This is a genomic window from Paenibacillus sp. J22P277 (assembly GCF_059383675.1).
On the sequence record NZ_JBXENS010000003.1, the window covers coordinates 491,062 to 508,549 of the forward strand.

At 57.3% G+C, this 17,488-nt stretch carries 17 protein-coding genes; 2 read left to right on the forward strand and 15 right to left on the reverse strand.

From position 1 onward, the window contains the following. Positions 1-11: 11 nt before the first annotated feature. Positions 12-3,449, reverse strand: coding sequence for a methionine synthase (gene metH, locus AC50YL_RS11225; RefSeq protein ID WP_494831930.1), 3,438 nt, complete (start codon positions 3,447-3,449; stop codon positions 12-14). Positions 3,450-3,676: 227 nt separating this feature from the next. Here metH and AC50YL_RS11230 point away from each other — a divergent pair, with 227 nt between their 5' ends. Continuing rightward, entirely contained in the window at positions 3,677-4,213 is a 537-nt protein-coding gene (locus AC50YL_RS11230) for a 1,2-dihydroxy-3-keto-5-methylthiopentene dioxygenase (RefSeq protein ID WP_494831933.1), read from the forward strand. A gap of 362 nt (positions 4,214-4,575) precedes the next feature. On the opposite strand, the gene AC50YL_RS11235 is transcribed toward AC50YL_RS11230, so the two are convergent. The 5 genes from AC50YL_RS11235 to AC50YL_RS11255 all read right to left on the reverse strand — a co-directional run bounded on the left by AC50YL_RS11235 (position 4,576) and on the right by AC50YL_RS11255 (position 7,724). Further along, entirely contained in the window at positions 4,576-5,361 is a 786-nt protein-coding gene (locus tag AC50YL_RS11235) for an HAD family hydrolase (RefSeq protein WP_494831935.1), read from the reverse strand. Between the two features lie 23 nt (positions 5,362-5,384). Beyond that, the gene (locus tag AC50YL_RS11240) at positions 5,385-5,903 is read right to left on the reverse strand and encodes a hypothetical protein (RefSeq protein ID WP_494831936.1); all 519 of its coding nucleotides are present in this window, start codon (positions 5,901-5,903) and stop codon (positions 5,385-5,387) included. Between the two features lie 49 nt (positions 5,904-5,952). After that, a complete protein-coding gene (locus tag AC50YL_RS11245) occupies positions 5,953-6,939 on the reverse strand; it encodes an aldo/keto reductase (protein WP_494831938.1) in 987 nt (328 codons plus the stop codon). 30 nt (positions 6,940-6,969) lie between these two features. Then, complete coding sequence (locus AC50YL_RS11250) at positions 6,970-7,167, reverse strand: DUF896 domain-containing protein (protein WP_494831940.1); 198 nt, start codon at positions 7,165-7,167, stop codon at positions 6,970-6,972. 176 nt (positions 7,168-7,343) lie between these two features. After that, the gene (locus tag AC50YL_RS11255) at positions 7,344-7,724 is read right to left on the reverse strand and encodes a LysM peptidoglycan-binding domain-containing protein (protein WP_494831941.1); all 381 of its coding nucleotides are present in this window, start codon (positions 7,722-7,724) and stop codon (positions 7,344-7,346) included. Positions 7,725-7,911: 187 nt separating this feature from the next. Between AC50YL_RS11255 and lexA the strand changes: the two genes are divergently transcribed. Further along, on the forward strand, positions 7,912-8,532 hold the full coding sequence (gene lexA, locus AC50YL_RS11260) for a transcriptional repressor LexA (protein WP_494831943.1): 621 nt from the start codon (positions 7,912-7,914) through the stop codon (positions 8,530-8,532). Between the two features lie 86 nt (positions 8,533-8,618). Here the strand turns inward: lexA and AC50YL_RS11265 are convergent, their stop codons facing one another. The 9 genes from AC50YL_RS11265 to AC50YL_RS11305 all read right to left on the reverse strand — a co-directional run bounded on the left by AC50YL_RS11265 (position 8,619) and on the right by AC50YL_RS11305 (position 17,412). Further along, a complete protein-coding gene (locus AC50YL_RS11265; protein ID WP_494831945.1) occupies positions 8,619-9,200 on the reverse strand; it encodes a hypothetical protein in 582 nt (193 codons plus the stop codon). A gap of 314 nt (positions 9,201-9,514) precedes the next feature. Beyond that, positions 9,515-10,843, reverse strand: a complete 1,329-nt coding sequence (glnA, locus tag AC50YL_RS11270) for a type I glutamate--ammonia ligase (protein WP_494831947.1) — start codon at positions 10,841-10,843, stop codon at positions 9,515-9,517. Between the two features lie 48 nt (positions 10,844-10,891). Beyond that, the gene (locus tag AC50YL_RS11275; protein WP_161741990.1) at positions 10,892-11,302 is read right to left on the reverse strand and encodes a MerR family transcriptional regulator; all 411 of its coding nucleotides are present in this window, start codon (positions 11,300-11,302) and stop codon (positions 10,892-10,894) included. Positions 11,303-11,363: 61 nt separating this feature from the next. Beyond that, positions 11,364-12,632, reverse strand: coding sequence for a methionine gamma-lyase family protein (locus AC50YL_RS11280; protein WP_494832544.1), 1,269 nt, complete (start codon positions 12,630-12,632; stop codon positions 11,364-11,366). 58 nt (positions 12,633-12,690) lie between these two features. Then, a complete protein-coding gene (hflX, locus tag AC50YL_RS11285; RefSeq protein ID WP_494831949.1) occupies positions 12,691-13,983 on the reverse strand; it encodes a GTPase HflX in 1,293 nt (430 codons plus the stop codon). A 34-nt stretch (positions 13,984-14,017) separates the two neighbouring features. Beyond that, complete coding sequence (locus AC50YL_RS11290; protein ID WP_494831951.1) at positions 14,018-15,001, reverse strand: AAA family ATPase; 984 nt, start codon at positions 14,999-15,001, stop codon at positions 14,018-14,020. 127 nt (positions 15,002-15,128) lie between these two features. Continuing rightward, positions 15,129-15,809: a YdcF family protein gene (locus AC50YL_RS11295; protein WP_494831953.1), complete on the reverse strand. Its 681-nt coding sequence runs from the start codon at positions 15,807-15,809 to the stop codon at positions 15,129-15,131. Further along, positions 15,806-16,360 carry a ribonuclease FAU-1 family protein gene (locus AC50YL_RS11300; protein WP_161694488.1) on the reverse strand — a complete coding sequence of 185 codons (555 nt, stop codon included), beginning with the start codon at positions 16,358-16,360 and terminating at the stop codon, positions 15,806-15,808. The genes AC50YL_RS11295 and AC50YL_RS11300 overlap by 4 nt, the downstream gene beginning before the upstream one ends. Before the next feature lie 317 nt (positions 16,361-16,677). After that, positions 16,678-17,412: a peptidylprolyl isomerase gene (locus AC50YL_RS11305; protein WP_494831955.1), complete on the reverse strand. Its 735-nt coding sequence runs from the start codon at positions 17,410-17,412 to the stop codon at positions 16,678-16,680. Positions 17,413-17,488: the final 76 nt, after the last annotated feature.

Sequence of the window (17,488 nt, forward strand, 5' to 3'; positions counted from 1 at the left end):
CATCATTCGGCTTATACTTTCTCGACGTTAAAATACTGCGCTTCGGGATGCGCGAACACCATCGCGGATACCGAGGCCTCCGGCTCCATCATAAAGCCTTCCGTCAGCAGCACGCCGATGTCCTCGGGATGCATGAGCTCGAACAGCGGTTCTTGGTCTTCCAGGTTCGGACACGCCGGGTATCCGAACGATACGCGGATGCCTTGATACCGCGCGCCGTGGCGCTGCTTCATCGTCATCTCCGGCGGATCCGGGAAGCCCCACGTGTCGCGCATCAGGTGGTGAACGCGCTCGGCCATCGCTTCCGCGACCTCGAGGGCTACCGACTGCAGCGCATGGGAACGCAGATAATCGCCGTTATCCTTCAACTCGCCGGCTTTCTCGCGCACGCCTTCGCCTGCCGTTACGACGAGGAAGCCGACATAATCCATGACGCCGCTCTCCACGGACTTGAGGAAATCCGCCAGGCACAGATACGGCTCCACCTGCTGCCTCGGGAAAGAGAAGCGCTTGATCTCCACGCCCGGTTGCTGCGGATCATAGACGATAATGTCGTTGCCCGATGACTGCGCCGGGAAGAAGCGGTACATCCCATGCGCTTGAAGCAGCCCTTTCGCCGCCTCGTCCAAGAGGGTGTCGACCGTCTCCTTCAGATTAACCGCCTTCTCGTTGCCTTCCTTCAGCAGCTGATCGACGTTGCCCTTGAGGCCAAGGTGATGACCGAGCAGCATCTGCATGTTGACGTAAGGCACGATATGCGGAATCGGCACGTTGCGCAGGACATGGCGCTCCAGATCCGGCGGGATATAGACCGGCGCATCCGGCGAAATGTTCGATTTCACCGCGCGGGTCAGTTCCGGCAGCGGCTTCTTCACTTCCTCTTCCAGGCCGCCGGATGCTTTGAACGCGGCCATTTCTTCCTCGTAGACCCGGCGATGATCGGTATTCATGAGCTTGTTCGCGATATCCAGCCCGTCCATCGCGTCCTTGGCATACAGCACGAGGCCGTCGTATTCCGGGCCGATCCGCGTCTTGGTGAACTTCCGCGTCAGCGCGGCGCCGCCGACCAGGATCGGCGCATCGATGCCGGCATTGCGCAAATCCTGCGCCGTCACGACCATCTGCTGCGCAGACTTGACGAGCAGGCCGGACAGTCCGATCGCGTCGACCGGTTCCTTGCGATAGGCTTCGATCAGCTGCTCGGGCGGAACCTTGATGCCGAGGTTGATTATCTTGTATCCGTTGTTCGACAGGATGATCTCGACCAGATTCTTGCCGATATCGTGCACGTCGCCCTTGACGGTCGCGAGAATGATCTTCCCTTTGACCGCGGATTCCGTCTTCTCCATATGCGGCTCGAGGTAGGTGACGGAGGCCTTCATGACCTCGGCGCTCTGCAGCACTTCCGCGACGATCAGCTCGTTGTTGTTGAACAGCCGGCCGACCTCTTCCATGCCCCGCATGAGCGCGCCGTTGATGATGTCGAGCGGCGCGTACTTCTGCATGGCGAGGTCAAGATCCGGATAGAGTCCTTCCTTCGTGCCTTCCACGACGTAGGAAGCGAGCCGTTCCTCCAGCGTCAACGTCGAGATCTTCTCTTTCTTCACGACCTTCTTCTCGCGGAAGGCAGCCACGAATGCGGCAAGCGTATCGTCGTTCGTATTGTAGATCAGTTCTTCCGCCAAGCGGCGTTCTTCTTCCGGAATCGACGCGTACCGTTCCAGCTTCTCCGTATTGACGATCGCATAGTCGAGGCCGGCCTTGGTCGTGTGATACAGATAGACCGAATTCAACACCTCGCGGCCCGCGTCCGGCAGCCCGAACGAGATGTTGCTAAGGCCGAGAATCGTCTTGGCCCGCGGGTATTTGGCTTTGATCATCTTGATCCCTTCGATCGTCTCCACGGCGGAGCCGATGTACTGCGGATCGCCGGAGCCGACCGGGAACATGTTCGGATCGAATATGATGTCCTCCGGCTGCATGCCGTACTTCTCCGTGAGGAGCTCGTACGAGCGCGTGGCCACTTCCATCTTGGCTTCGCGCGAGACCGCTTGTCCGCGCTCGTCGATCAGGATGCATACGACCGCCGCGCCGTAACGGTGGATCAGCGGGAGAATCTTCTCGAACTTCGATTCGCCGTCCTCCAGGTTGATGGAGTTGATGATCGCTTTGCCCTGCGAGTATTTGAGCCCCAGCTCGATGATGTGGTCATAGGTCGAATCGAGCATGAGCGGCACTTTGATCTTCTTCACGACTTCCGGCAGAAACCGGTGCACCGCGTACGATTCGTCGATGTCGGTGTCCTGCAGGTTGATGTCGATGACATGCGCGCCGCCCTTCACTTGGGCGCGCGCGATCTCCGATGCTTCATCGAACTTCTCTTCCTTGATCAGGCGCTTGAATTTGCGCGAGCCGGAAATGTTGGTCCGTTCCCCGATCATGATCGGCCGGTTATCCTCTTCGATGAACACCGTCTCGATCCCGGACACCGCCGGCGGATGATCGCCGTACTGCTTCCGCGGCGCGTAGTTGGCCAGCGTCTCGGCCAGCGCGCGAATATGGTCGGGGGTCGTTCCGCAGCAGCCGCCGGCGATGTTCAGCCAGCCGTGCTCGGCGAAATCCGCGATCTTCTTCGCCAGCGACGCCGGCGATTCGTGATAGTTTCCGTTCTCGTCCGGGAGTCCTGCATTGGGGTAGCAGCTGACCGCGGTACGCGCGATTTCCGAGAGCGACCGAATGTGATCGCGCATGAATTCCGGACCGGTGGCGCAGTTCAGGCCGATGGAAATCGGATTCATATGCTCAAGCGAGATATAGAACGATTCGATGTTTTGTCCCGCCAGCGTCGTGCCCATCGGCTCGATCGTACCCGATATCATCAGCGGCAGCACGATGCCGGTTGCCTCGTAGGCTTTATGGATGCCGATCGTGCCGGCCTTGACGTTCAGCGTATCCTGCGACGTCTCCAACAGCATCGCGTCCACGCCGCCTTCGATCAAGGCCAGCGCTTGTTCGCAATAGTCGTCGACCAGCTGATCGAACGTCACGCCGCCCGTGACGGACAGCGTCTTGGTCGTCGGTCCGAGCGCGCCCGCGACGAAACGCGGCTTGTCCGGCGTCGAATATTTATCCGCCGCCTCGCGCGCGAGCTTAGCCGCGGCCAGGTTGATCTCCCGTGCTTTCTCCGGGATATCGTATTCCGCCAGCACGACGCCCGTCGCGCCGAATGTATTCGTCTCGAGAATATCCGCGCCCGCGGCCAAATATTCCTCGTGGATGTCCCGGATGACGTCCGGACGGGTCAGCACGAGCATCTCGTTGCAGCCCTCCAGCTCTTCGCCGCCGAAGTCGGCCGGACCGAGGTCGCGCTGCTGAATCATCGTGCCCATCGCGCCGTCCAGTATAAGGATGCGTTTCGCCAGCATGTCCTGTATCGTCGGTTTCGTCATTGATGCACTTCCCTTCCGAAGCTGCCGCTCATCGCCGACCGGAAGCAAGGCTCGCCCCACGGTTCGGCAAAAAGTCATTTCCTTATACTCTACCAGAATTCCAACCTTGTGAAAAGGCATGAACGCCCGTTTTCATATGGGTCCCCGACTCGGTCGACAGGGCTGCCAATATGTTTTATAATTATTCTTATCGGAAATACGATTATTATTTGAAACGAGGGATTCGCATGGCAGAGATCCGCGTACGCGGCACGAACGAACGCATCAGCGGCGAAGAGAACGTCCGCGCGTTTTTGGACAAACAAGAAGTCTTGTACGAGCATTGGGACGCTTCCAAGCTTCCGGCCGAACTTCATAACAAATTCGTACTGAGCGACGAAGAGAAAGCGACGATCCTCTCCACGTTCGATTCCGAGATCCGCGACTTGGCCGCTCGCCGCGGCTATCAAATCTGGGATGTCATCTCCCTGTCGGACGCAACGCCGAACATCGAAGAGCTGCTGAAAAAATTCGAGCAAATCCACACGCATACCGAGGACGAAATCCGCGGCATCGTATCCGGACGCGGCATCTTCATCATCAAGGGCGACGAAAACACCGGTTACTTCGACGTTGAGCTCGAAGCCGGCGACGTCATCTCCGTTCCGGAGAACAAAGCGCATTTCTTCACGCTGATGGATAACCGCGAGATCATCGCCGTTCGCCTGTTCATCGAGAAGGACGGCTGGATCGCGAACAATATCGAAGATCCGACGTTCGCTTAAAAGCGTTCATTTAAAGCATGACCTGCGGTCGGTATGGGTTTCCGCTCGCTGTTGTAGTTCTGATTTTTTTTGATTATGTAAGAGATTAGAGGTTGAAATCAGACTACAAAGGCGACCGCTGACGCTGCTTCAACTCCATACCGACCTTCGGTCACTATTTATTCGCGATGTTTTTCGCTCTCTAAAACAAAACAAAGAAAAAGGAGACCTTTCCGCGGATTGGTCTCCTTTTTCTTTGCTTGATGACAAGAGCTCCATTAAGAAATGCGAACAAACTCCCTGCGCGTTGCGACGGCGATTGTAGGCGATGAACCATCTGTGATTCCGGAATTTGCTTGCCGCCGATCCGCTCGCCGTGCCGTTTAGACCAGCAACGGCAGCAGTTCTTCCAAATGCTTGATTTCATGGGTAGGAATGATGTCATCCGTGCGCGTTATGCCGTGGCGGTTGATCCATACGGACGACATGCCGATGGTATTCGCGCCAAGTATATCGGTCGTCAGCTTGTCTCCGACCATGATGCCGTGTTCCGGTTCGATGCCGAGACGTTCGAGCGCGTGGCGGAATATGTCCGGGGACGGTTTTCCTTTGCCGAATTCGCCAGAAATGATGATGTGATCGAAATAAGGCGCGATGTTCGGCACGCCCGCCAGCTTCTCTCGCTGCAGATCGGGGGAACCGTTCGTGAGCAGCAGCAGCTTGTAGCTGCCTTTCAATTTATCCAAGACGGCAAACGTCTCTTCATAGACGTACGGCCGTTCCCGGCGTTCGGCCGGAAACCGCTCCGCCAGTTGAGCGCCGAGCGCTTCGTCATCGATGCCGAGCGCCTTCAGGCCGCGCGTCCACGCTTCCTTGCGATAACCCGGCGCCAGCTGCTGCAGCTGGCGGAACTCGGTTTGCTCGCCTTCCAGGAAATTCGCCCACAACCCTTCGAACGGGTTGATGCCGATCATCTTCGTGAACGGGTACGTCTCGTAGGATTCATAGAGGGCACGGGCTTCGCGGCGCACCGCCTCCTCCAACGCTTTGGCATTCACGCCTGTCTGTGCGGCAGCCGCTTCGCAGGTCGCGTCGAACGCCTCCTGCACGCTGCGGTCGTCCCAGAGCAGCGTATCATCCAAATCGAACAGAACTGCTTGTTTAGCCATGGTTTCTCGTGCGCTCCACTCTGTTATTTTTCGGTAAACGGAATTCCGTGCTGCTCGGCAAATGCTTTCAATCGCGCCGTCATCGGTTCAATCGGATATCGGTTCATGACGCGCGAGAAGACCCAATTGCCGCCCTTATGCTGCTCGATCACGATATAGCCTTTCTGCGTGTTGATCGCTTTGATATTGCTGACGTACACGTTGCGATCTCCGGCGAAACGGCGGGTGCGAACGAAATCGCTTCCGACCGACAGGTACGGTCTGCGCAGCAGGAACAAGCTCGCAAGCACCACGTAACAGGCAATCGTGACCCAGAACATCGTGTCGGCTTGCTTGAACGCGTCGGAATTGATCGTCACGATCACATAGAATAGGATGAAAAGCAGCAGGAACGCCGGCATCAGATAACTGCGGCCTTTGAAGGTATCCAGCCCTGCCTTGCCGGACTTCGCCGACATGAGCGGAGCTTGTCCGTGTTTCTTGCGCTGCTTGTTGATTTGCTCTTGATTCTTTTGTACTTTACGCTGCCACGATCTTGACACGGATGATCCCCCTTAGCAATCTTCAAACATTCTCTGGTTTGGCGGCCGATTAGTACGGCCGGGCGAATTTGGCGATAAAGCGGTTCGGGTATTCGCTCGGAAGCGCGCTCGCTTCGTCGAGCGCATGCCATACCGAATCCGGCATGGTCCAGCCGATGGCGCCCATGTTGTCCTGGTACTGCTCCAACGTGCTTGCGCCGAAGATCGGCGAGGTGATGCCTTTGCGCTGCAGCAGCCAAGCAAGCGCGATCTGCGACGGCGTTTTATCCAGTTCCGCGGCCGCGGACCGAACGGCATCGAGAACGGCGAAATTTTTATCCGACGCCCGAAGCGCCCAGGAGCTCTCGCCCAACTTCGACGTCAAGCGTCCGCTGGTCGGTTCTTCGCGCGTATAGCGGCCCGTCAGGAAGCCGCCTCCGAGCGGCGCCCAAGGAATGATGCCGATATTTTCCTCCAAGCAGAGGGACAGCATCTCGCGATCCATTTCCCGGCTGACGAGGCTGTATTGCGGCTGGATCGATATGAACCGGGCGTACCGTTCTCGGTCGCTCGTTGCAAGCGACTTCATCAACTGCCATGCAAAAAAGTTGGAACAGCCGATATAGCGCACTTTTCCCGCCGAGATCAGATCGTCCAGCGCGCGCAGCGTCTCTTCGATCGGCGTGGCATGATCCCAGACATGCACTTGATAGAGATCGATATAATCGGTATCGAGCCGTGTCAAGCTGGCTTCCGCCGCGTCCATGATGTGCTTGCGGGAGACGCCGCCGCTGTTCGGATGCTCGCCTGTCATGAACCGTACTTTCGTAGCGAGCACGACTTCGCTGCGCCGGCCTTTTATCGCTTTGCCCACGATCTCTTCCGATCTGCCCTGGACATACACGTTCGCCGTGTCCAGGAAATTGCCGCCGCGGTCCAAAAAGTCGTGCGTCATCGTAATGGAATCCGATTCGTTCGTCGTATTGCCGAAGGACATCGTACCGAGACATAATTCCGAGACCGCAAGCCCGCTGCGACCTAATAGCCGATATTGCATTCGGTTTCCCCTCCTCGAAATGGCAGATGATTAATGCTTGATCGTTCCCCCGTTTTCTTCCTCGTCCTCCGCCCATTTGATCGTGTCCAGCTGGTTGCGGAAATTCCGTTTGAAGTTATCCAGGTACATGCGGCGCAGCTCATCTCGCTCCGCCAGCTCTTCCGGCGTCAAGCCGACCGTTTTATTCTTTCTCGAAAGCTCGTTGATGCGAGCGATGATCTTCTCCATTCTGCGTTTCTCCTCTCGTCTTTCAGGCCAACATCACATCCTTTACTTTGACATTTTTAATCATCCATTGTCAAGGCGAAGCGGCCTTTCGTCAAGCTGTTCGGAACTTATGATAAAATAGAAAAAGACCGAACGCATGCGTTCGGTCTTCGATCCATCTATAGACGGATGACGGCTCAGCGATCGGCAGGGACGATAAGCTTTTGTCCCGCTCTCAATTCGCTGGAGCTTAAATTATTCCGTTTCTGCAGATCGTACACGGTTCTGCGAATATCCTCGTCTTCCGTTCTTACGCTGCTGGCGATTTCCCATAGCGTATCTCCCGAACCGACAATGATGACTTGTTCCGATGCTGTCGGTACGGAGGGCTGCTCGCTGTCCGCATGTCCGGTCAATAAGGAGAATCCGACGAACAAGAGCAAAAAGAATAGAGAAGCGGCCGCCAATCTGATGAGCAGCCGTTCGGTTGCGCGTTCCCTTCGTACGCCGCGAACCGATCGCGGAGTCACCGGTTTATCATTATAAGCAGTCGAGTATGTCGATATTGTTTGCATCATGATCAGCACCCCAAACGTTTGTTCTGTTCTTGTGAAATCAGAATAACACGAACATCCGTTTGCAGTCAACAGATTTTAGAACATTTGTTCGCCGCAAAATGCGAACTTGTGTTTCTCGAACTTATGTTTGTACGAACTCCGGTTCTGTGCTATAATTTTACACAAATGAACCTTTGGAGTGATTTCGGTGTCGAAACTTTCAAACCGCCAGCAGGCGATACTTGAATTCATTAAGATGGAAGTCCGGGAGAAAGGCTATCCACCTTCCGTACGCGAGATCGGCGAAGCGGTTGGACTTGCTTCCAGCTCGACCGTCCACGGCCACCTGGACCGTTTGGAGAAGAAAGGCCTGATCCGCCGCGACCCGACCAAGCCCCGCGCGATCGAAATATTGGATGGGGACGACAACGAAATTCCGTTCCCGCTGGCCATAGCCAAGGTACCGGTCGTCGGTAAAGTCACCGCCGGCGTTCCGATTACCGCAACCGAGAATATCGAGGAATATTTTCCTCTTCCAGCCGATAAAGTCGGCGACGATAACGTCTTCATCCTTAGCGTTATCGGGGAAAGCATGATCGAAGCAGGCATTCACGACGGCGATTACGTCATCGTCCGCCAGCAGCAGAGCGCGATCAACGGCGACATCGTGGTCGCGATGACGGAAGACGACGAAGCGACCGTCAAGACCTTCTATAAAGAGAAGGATCATATCCGGCTTCAACCGGAGAACTCCACCATGGAGCCGATTCGCCTCCGCAACGTCAGCATTCTCGGCAAGGTCATCGGACTCTTCCGCGATATTCATTAATTCGTACGTTAAAAGGGCAGTCACCGCTTTCCAAGCGTTGTGACTGCCCTTTTCCCATGCTCTTCCGTCCCCTGCGCTTCGGGTACCTAGGACCCGATTTCCCGAAACAGCAAATTGCGGTACGTAAATCGGCTGCTCTTGAATTTAAAATTGAGTTCAACGCCCGAAAAGCGGATCGCGATCGACTTGAGCGCACAGGTCTTCACCTTCCGTCGAACGAGGCAGCGTACGCGCGCAACATCCTTCGCATTCACCGCGGCTGCCAGAGCGGCCGCGTATGCCTTCGAGCCCGCCATTGCCTTGTAGAACGGAAGAACGTCCCTGGCGATCGCCCGATGGATCGGCGTCGAGAAAGTAAACTGCGTGGAACCCGGCGGAATGGTCGTGCCATTCGAATATTGAAGAACCGGCGCCGGGAACGCGAAATCAATAAAATATCCGATGCCGTTGGTAGAAAAGCCATCCAGCTTGGCCGGCTTCGTCACCGCTTTGAACAGCGCGATCAGCGTGTCCAGATCGCCTTGCCTGACCGCTTTCGACCATCGCAGCGCATAGTTGCGATCGCGCGCGATTTTCTTATAGAAGGGAATCATGATGGCAGCCACATGGGATAGAATCGGACCGGTCAGCTTAAACGCCCCGCCCTTGGCTTCCGGTTTCCCTGCCATTCCCGCCACACCCTTTCGGTAACTTTTAGTATGGCATTATATGCCGGCGCGAGCGTACGAGTGCGGAGACGGCGGCAGGTTCGCCTCTATGCAGTCAAGAGCCGGGAGACGCCCGGGAGCGAAAACCTGTTCCTTCGATCACTCCTCCGCTCCGCGAACAAGGGACGACAGGACAACAAACAGCACGCCTCGGCAACTGGCAGCCCATGTCGCAGTTGCCGTCTCCGCCTTGCCAATATCCCGTCGGCAACTCATTCCCGCTCCCTTAAACGCAAAAAACCCTTGGCATGTAAATGCCAAGGGTTTGGATTGCTCTAGTAGAGCGCCAGGTATTGGTCTCTCTCCCACTCGTGGACTTGCGTGCGGTACATGTCCCACTCGATTTCTTTCAGCTCGTAGAAATGTGCCAGCGCATGATCGCCCAACGCATCGCAGATGACTTCGCTGCGAAGCAGTTCGGTCAAGGCTTCTTTCAGATCGTCCGGCAAGCTCGGGATGCCTTCGTCGATCCGCTCTTCCTCGGTCATGACGTAGATGTTGCGATCCGTCGGAGCCGGCAGCGGAAGCTTGTTGCGGATGCCGTCCAAACCTGCTTTGAGCATGACCGCCAGTGCGAGGTACGGGTTAGCTGCCGGATCCGGGCTGCGCATCTCGACACGCGTGCTGAGGCCGCGGGAAGCAGGGATGCGGATCATCGGGCTGCGGTTGCTGGCGGACCAGGCTACGTAGACAGGCGCTTCATATCCCGGTACGAGACGCTTGTACGAGTTGACCGTCGGATTCGTGATTGCCGCGAACGCGCGGGCATGGCGCAGCAAGCCGGCCATGTAATAACGCGCGACTTGGCTTAGGCCAAGCTTGTCGCTCTCGTCGTAGAAGGCGTTCTCGCTGCCGCGGAACAGGGACTGATGGCAGTGCATCCCCGAACCGTTGACGCCGAATAAAGGCTTCGGCATGAACGAAGCATGAAGGCCGTGCTGGCGGGCGATGGTTTTGACGACCAGCTTGAACGTTTGGATCTGATCGGCTGCTTTGATCGCATCCGCGTATTTGAAGTCGATCTCGTGCTGCCCCGGTGCCACTTCATGATGGGAAGCTTCGATCTCGAAGCCCATTTCTTCGAGCGTCAGCACGATTTCGCGGCGGCAGTTCTCGCCAAGGTCCATCGGCGCCAGGTCGAAGTAACCGCCCTGATCGTTCAGCTCCGTCGTCGGGTTGCCGTTGGCATCCGTCTTGAACAGGAAGAATTCCGGTTCGGGACCGACGTTCATGGACGTGAAGCCAAGCTCTTCGGCTTCCTTTAGCACGCGTTTCAGGATACCGCGCGGGTCGCCGGCGAACGGCGTGCCGTCCGGCATGTACACATCGCAGATCAGGCGGGCGATGCGGTCTTCCGCTATCCAAGGGAATACAACCCATGTGTCCAGATCCGGATAGAGGTACATATCGGATTCTTCGATGCGCACGTATCCTTCGATGGATGAGCCGTCAAACATCATTTTATTGTCCAACGCTTTCTCGAGCTGGCTGACGGGAATTTCGACGTTCTTGATCGTGCCCAGCAAGTCGGTGAACTGAAGGCGGATAAAACGAACATTTTGTTCTTTCGCGATGCGTCTGATGTCATCTTTGGTGTAGCTCACGGAATCAGCTCCTCTGTTATGGTGGTGTAAGGATTACTTGCGTTGTCGTTATTTCTTGTTATAGAAACGGGACAACTGGCCTTGGATCAAAGAGGCCTTGCCCGGTCTCTTCTCAAGCAGCTGCTGTTTCAGCAGGCGGTGAAGCTGTGCGTCGGACAACTCGCGTCTCTTCACTTCCGACAACTCGCTGACGACGGTGGCGTCCTCCGATTCCTTGGACACCGGGTTCATCACCTGCTTGATGCCGGCAATATTCACGCCTTTCTCGATCAGCGACTTGATCTCCAACAGTCGCTCCACGTCGTTGAACGAGAACAATCGCTGGTTGCCGCTCGTGCGCGCGGGTACGATCAACTCGTGCTGCTCGTAGTAGCGGATTTGGCGGGCGGTCAAGTCGGTCAGCTTCATTACGATGCCGATCGGAAAAAGCGCCATATTTCTGCGTATTTCGTCACCCATGTCGCATCAACCTTCCAGTATCTGATATATGCTCTCATTGTACCGCCATGCCAAATACATGTCAAGTTGTGTGAGGTTTTATGTAAGGTTTAATTACAATCAACTCTCGTTCGGCTAGCACGGACAACGCATTCAGAACACCGTATTTGACATGGGCATACGTAAGCCCGCCTTGCATATAAGCGATATAAGGCTCGCGGATAGGCGCATCCGCCGACAACTCCAGGCTGCCGCCCTGCATGAATGTTCCCGCCGCCATTATGACGGGATGCTCGTAGCCGGGCATGTCCCACGGCTCGGGCACGACATGGGCATCCACCGCCGAGGCACGCTGCACGCCCTGTACAAACGCGATCAGTTGATCGGCGTGCTCGAAGCGGATCGCTTGAATCAGATCGGTCCTGGGCGCATCAAAGCGCGGATTGCTTTCGAAGCCGAGCAGTTCGAACATGGCCGCGCCGAAGACGCTGCCCTTGAGCGCTTGTCCCACGAGATGCGGCGCGAGAAACAAGCCCTGATACATGGCGCGAAGCGTCCCGAGCGTGGCGCCGACTTCCCCGCCGATGCCCGGCGCCGTCAGCCTGTACGCGGTGAGCTCCACCGCTTCCTGCGTGCCGGCAACGTAACCGCCCGTCGGCGCGAGTCCGCCGCCGGGATTTTTAATCAAGGAACCCGCCATCAGATCGACGCCGACCTGCGTCGGCTCCAATTCCTCGGTGAACTCCCCGTAACAGTTATCTACGAACACTTTGACGTCGGGTTTCAGTGCTTTGACGCGCTGCACCATCTCGCCGATCTGCGCGACCGTGTAGGATGCCCGCCAATCGTAACCGCGCGAGCGCTGAATGCCGATCACGCGCGTGCGTTCCGTTATTCGCGCGGCGACGCCATCCCAATCGATCCCGCCGTCCGCGAGGGGCGCGACTTCCCCGTAGCCGATGCCGAAGTCCTGCAGCGAGCCTTTGCCGTCGCCCGGCTTCCCGATTACTTTATGAAGGGTATCGTAAGGACGGCCCGTGATGTAGAGCAGCTCGTCTCCCGGGCGAAGCAGCCCGAACAGCGCGCAGCTGATCGTGTGCGTGCCGGATACGAAATGCGGCCGGACTAACGCCGCCTCGGCGCCCATGATTTCCGCGTAGACGAGGTCGAGCACTTCTCTTCCCCGGTCGTTGTAGCCGTAGCCGGTCGAGCCGTTAAAATGAAAATCGCTTACCCGATGCTTCTGGAAGGCGTCGATGACCTTCCACTGATTCCGCTCCGCGATGCCGTCGAGCGAACGAAAAACAGGGGCGGCCTGCCGTTCGGCAGCCTCCGCCCACATCGTCAACATTTGCCAATCCTGTCCTTGCTGTCTCAATGTCCGGTCTCTCCTCATGTTAGCGGCACGCTTAATGATTCAGGACGTACGCGTCGAGCTTATGCCCGTGCACCTCGTAATCCTGTTTGTTCAACAACACCTTCAAGATCATGGCTTCGCCTTCGACGGATTGCTCGAGCACTTCGCCCGTCCGGTAAGCCAGCGCGATCAGATCGCCGCGCTCCGCCGGCAGCAGGAAGGTCCGCGTGTCGCCCGTCAGCTTGTCCTGAACGGCTTGACGCAGCCGCTCCAGGTCACTGCCGTTATAAGCGCTGATGGCAAGCGTGCCCGGTCCGTTCGCCGGGACCAGCTGCGGACCGCCCATGCCGCACAAATCGATCTTGTTATAGATCTTCAACTGCGGTTTGCCTCCGGCGCCGAGCTCCTGCAGAATCCGGTCCACGACCGAGATCTGCTCCTCGCGCATCTCGGACGCGCTATCGATGACGTGCAGCACGAGATCGGCTTCGTTGACCTCCTCGAGCGTCGCGCGGAAGGCCGCGATCAGATCATGCGGCAGATTCTGTATGAACCCGACCGTGTCGGTCAGCACGACTTCCATGCCGCTCGGCAGCTTCCAGTTCCGCGAAGTCGGGTCGAGCGTGGCGAACAACTGGTTCTCGACGTAGACGTCCGCCTGGGTCAGCTCGCGCAGCAGCGTCGATTTCCCGGCATTCGTATAGCCGACCAGCGCAACCTGCTGAACGCCGGCTTTCCTCCTGCGCTCGCGATGCAACGTACGGTGGCGGACGAGCTCCGCGAGCGTATGCTTCAGATCCGTGATTCGACCGCGAATGTGGCGGCGGTCGGTCTCCAGCTTCGACTCGCCGGGGCCTCTAGTCCCGATGCCCCCGCCGAGGCGGGATAGGTTCTTCCCGTGCCCGGACAGCCTCGGAAGCAAATAGCTGAGCTGCGCCAGTTCGACCTGGATGATGCCCTCCCTGGTCTTGGCACGCTGGGCAAAAATATCCAGGATAAGCTGCGTGCGGTCGATGATCTTCAGGTCCAGCGCTTCTTCGAGGTTGCGTACCTGCGCGCCGGACAGCTCTTGATCAAAGATCGCCGTCGTCGCCCCGAGCTCATCCGCAGCCGCGCGCAGCTCCTGCACCTTCCCTTTGCCGATAAACCATTTCGTATCGACTTTCTCCTTATTCTGCGTGACGAGCGTCAGTACTTCGACGCCGGCGGTTTCCGCGAGGCTGACGAGCTCTTGCAGCGACTGCTCCGGATCCCCGGAGCTCCGTTTGATATCCGGCGTGACCAAGCTGACGAGAATCGCCCGGTCTTTCAAATCCGTATCGGTGTCGTAGGTTGTTTGCCGCATCTGTCGTGTACAGCTCCTTCTGGATCGGTGACTGCTATTTCTCCCACTTCAGATCCTCGGGCCGCACGGCCATCAGCTCCTGCTTGCCCGGGGATCCGGAGGGATATTGGTTCATTAAACGAACCGCCTGATGGCGAAACGCCTTCTCGATCACGTTGCGCACATAACGCGCGTTGCTGAACGCGAACATCGACATCGTCTTCTCCAGCATCAAGTGCTGGCGAAGCTTGAACAGCGACTGCGGCATCAGCGTATAGTCCCGGTCCTTGGCCATCAATTCGGCGATTTGGATCAGCTGGTCGACCGAGTAATCGGGAAATTCGATCTGGATCGGGAATCGCGAGGGCAATCCCGGGTTCGTCAGCAGAAATTGCTCGATTTCGAGCGGATATCCAGCCAGTATTAACACAAACTGGTTGCGGTAATCCTCCATCGCCTTGACCAGCGTATCGATGGCTTCTTTGCCGAAATCCTTCTCCCCGCCCCGCGCAAGGCTGTACGCTTCGTCCACAAACAGCACGCCGCCGAGTGCCTTGCGCACCAAATCCCGCGTTTTCTGCGCGGTATGGCCGATATATTCGCCGACGAGATCCGCCCGCTCCACTTCGATCATATGTCCCTTGGAGAGCACGCCCATCTTCTGGAACAGCTTCGCGACGATGCGCGCGATGGTCGTCTTGCCCGTGCCGGGATTGCCGGTGAAAATCATATGATACACGTGCGAACCGCCGGACAATCCGGCATCCGAACGCATCCGGCTGATCTGGAGCAGCGCGTAGATCTCGTAGACCAGCAGCTTCACGTTCTCCAGTCCCACCATCGGATCGAGCTCGCGCTGAATATCGAGAAAAGGATCGCCTGGCGTCAGCGGTCTTGCCGCGGGCGGCAGCTCGCTCTCCAGCTGCGGCGGCGAACTGCCGGTCAACGCATACGGCTCGCTGGTGCGAAGGACCACATTGATTTGGCGGGCGGGTCTCCCGCTCCCGCTGCCGCCCGAAGTAACGACTCGATCGTCCATAGTTGCTCCATCACCTATCCTTCACTGGATCGTTGGCATCTGCCGCACATATAATCCATTGTATTCTAGTGATTTGAGCCATATTAACAGATTTCAGCCGAGCTCCGGAGCGGCTTCGGGCAAGGTGTCAAAAGGAATCGGGCAGCCGCACGCCCATGCGCATCAATTGCTCGTCGACCTTCCATTTGGTGAACGCCAGCACTTCCCGGCCGTAATTGTAGGTGATATTCAGCACCTTGGACTTGCGTCCGACGGCCACCGTATCGGCAGGGTAATCCAAGTAGCCGGCAATATCCTCGGAACGCGGCGCATGAAAGTCGTGCGTGACAAGGAGCAGCTTCGTCCAGCCCCGTTTGGCGGCCAGCGGCTTGCTGAACAGAAGATTCTCATAGGTGCTTCTGGCGTCGTTCTCGAGCACCATGGCAGCGCCGGGAACGCCTTTGCCCGCCAAATACTTCCTCATGCCCTCGGCTTCGGTCATCGTCGAGCCGTTATGATCGAGGCCGCCGGTCAAAATCATGTGCTTGACCGTCCCCTGCTTGTACAAATCGTAGGCGTAATCGAGCCGCTCCTGCAAGCCGGGGCTTGGCTTGTCGCTCCAAAGCGCCGCGCCGAGGACGATGGCGGCATCCGACTTCGGAATCTGCTTCGGCAACTCGTAACTCGAGATCACCCACAGCAGGTACGCGCACCAGAATACGCCAAGCGCCGCAATCCATGCGCAGATCCGCAGGAAGAACAGGAATGGACGGAATTTCCTGCGGGATTTGCGTTTGGGCGATCGTTTCGATACGGAAGCCGGCTTCATGATTCGCTGAGCTCCCCGCTTTGCGCAAGCGTCTTGCGATGCTTCAGGCTGAGGGTGAAATAGCGAAACCGTCCGTTTCGTATCGTGGACAAGAGCCTTCCTGCCGTCTTGCGGGCCAAAGCGGCATCCTTGTTCGTCACCGCGCCCTGCATGACCGCTTCCTCCAGCTCATCCTCGTCCAGCAGAAACACTTCCCCGCTCGGAAGGACGACCACGTCGAGATACAAATCGTCGAACCAGGGAACCTGCTGGTCGGTCAGTCCTTGCGTCTTGCAAATATCGATATACCATTGAACGACGCGGTTCTTGTCATCGAACATCGTCGTCACGACAAAGTGTTCGCCGCGGGGAAAGTGCTGCATCCACAAATAACCGCGGTCGGCGAGGCATAATTTGCGCCCGTTGTATTCTTTCCACAGCGGTTCGCGCAATTCATGGATCCGGTAGAACGTCACCAGTCCCTTGAATTCATCCCCGTCCATCGTCAAGCAGGTGTAGCTTCTACGCAGAATGCGGCGCCAATTGGCTCGGTCAGAAAATTTTCGCTTCATACGGAACGACCTTTCCGTTGGGATCTCGCTTCGAGCGCTGCGCGGAACGCAAACAAGCAACAAGGTGGATTTTCCCCTGAAGGGATACGACCGAAGCCGCCGTCGGCAGCTACGCCGGCTTCATTCAGGGAGACAAGCAGAGTGTAGGTAAGAATACCCTTTTGTATCGTTTAAAAAAAGAGTACCACAACTTAACGTCCATCTCCAGCAACCCCCGAAAATAAACCAAGCCCCGCCTTGTCCCGCCGAAAGTCGGACAAACGGCCGCCGCGCGCAAAGGGAGAACGGCCAATTGCCGTTCTCCCCGTTTGCCAAGCTTATTTCTCCGAAATGGAGATGGACTTGATAATGACGTCCTCGGTCGGCGCGCTCGCCTCGCCCGAATCCGGGTTCTCGGCGACCGGCGTGGCCGCGATGGCCTTCACGACGTCCATGCCTTCGGACACTTTGCCGAAAATCGTATAGTTCGGCATGCCGTTCAAATTCGCGGCATCCGCGCCCGTGCAGATGAAGAATTGGCTGCCGCCGGAATTCGGCTGGCCCGTGTTCGCCATCGCGATGACGCCCTCGTCGTACTTGTAGCCTTTGCCCAGCTCATCCGGAATGTTGTAGCCCGGTCCTCCGGCTCCCGTGCCGGTCGGATCGCCGCTTTGAATCATGAAGCTCTGGATGATCCGATGGAATTTGACGCCGTCATAGAACTTCTCCTTGGACAGGAAGACGAAGTTGTTGACGGTTTCCGGCGCATCCTTGGCGTACAGCTCGACGGTAAAATCGCCTTTGTTCGTGCTGAACGTGGCGCTGTACGATTTGCCCGTGTCGATAGACATCTTCGGTTTCTCGGTCCATTGTTTCGGCGCTCCCGCATCGTTGCCGGCATTGCCCGAGCCGCCGGAGCCGTTCGATCCGCCGCCGGCCGTCGTTTCGGTCTGCGTCCCTTGATTGACTGCGTTATTGTTTGCCGTATCGTCTGGTTTGTTTCCGCATGCGGCCGCTACGAGCAGCATGGCGGACAGGACAACGGTCAGCGCTGTCCGATTCTTCATATTCATCTTCGATAATACCTCCGCAATCTGTTGTTTGTTGCATCTGGCTGCAGCCTGCCTAGCCGCGGCGCGAAAAGCCTTC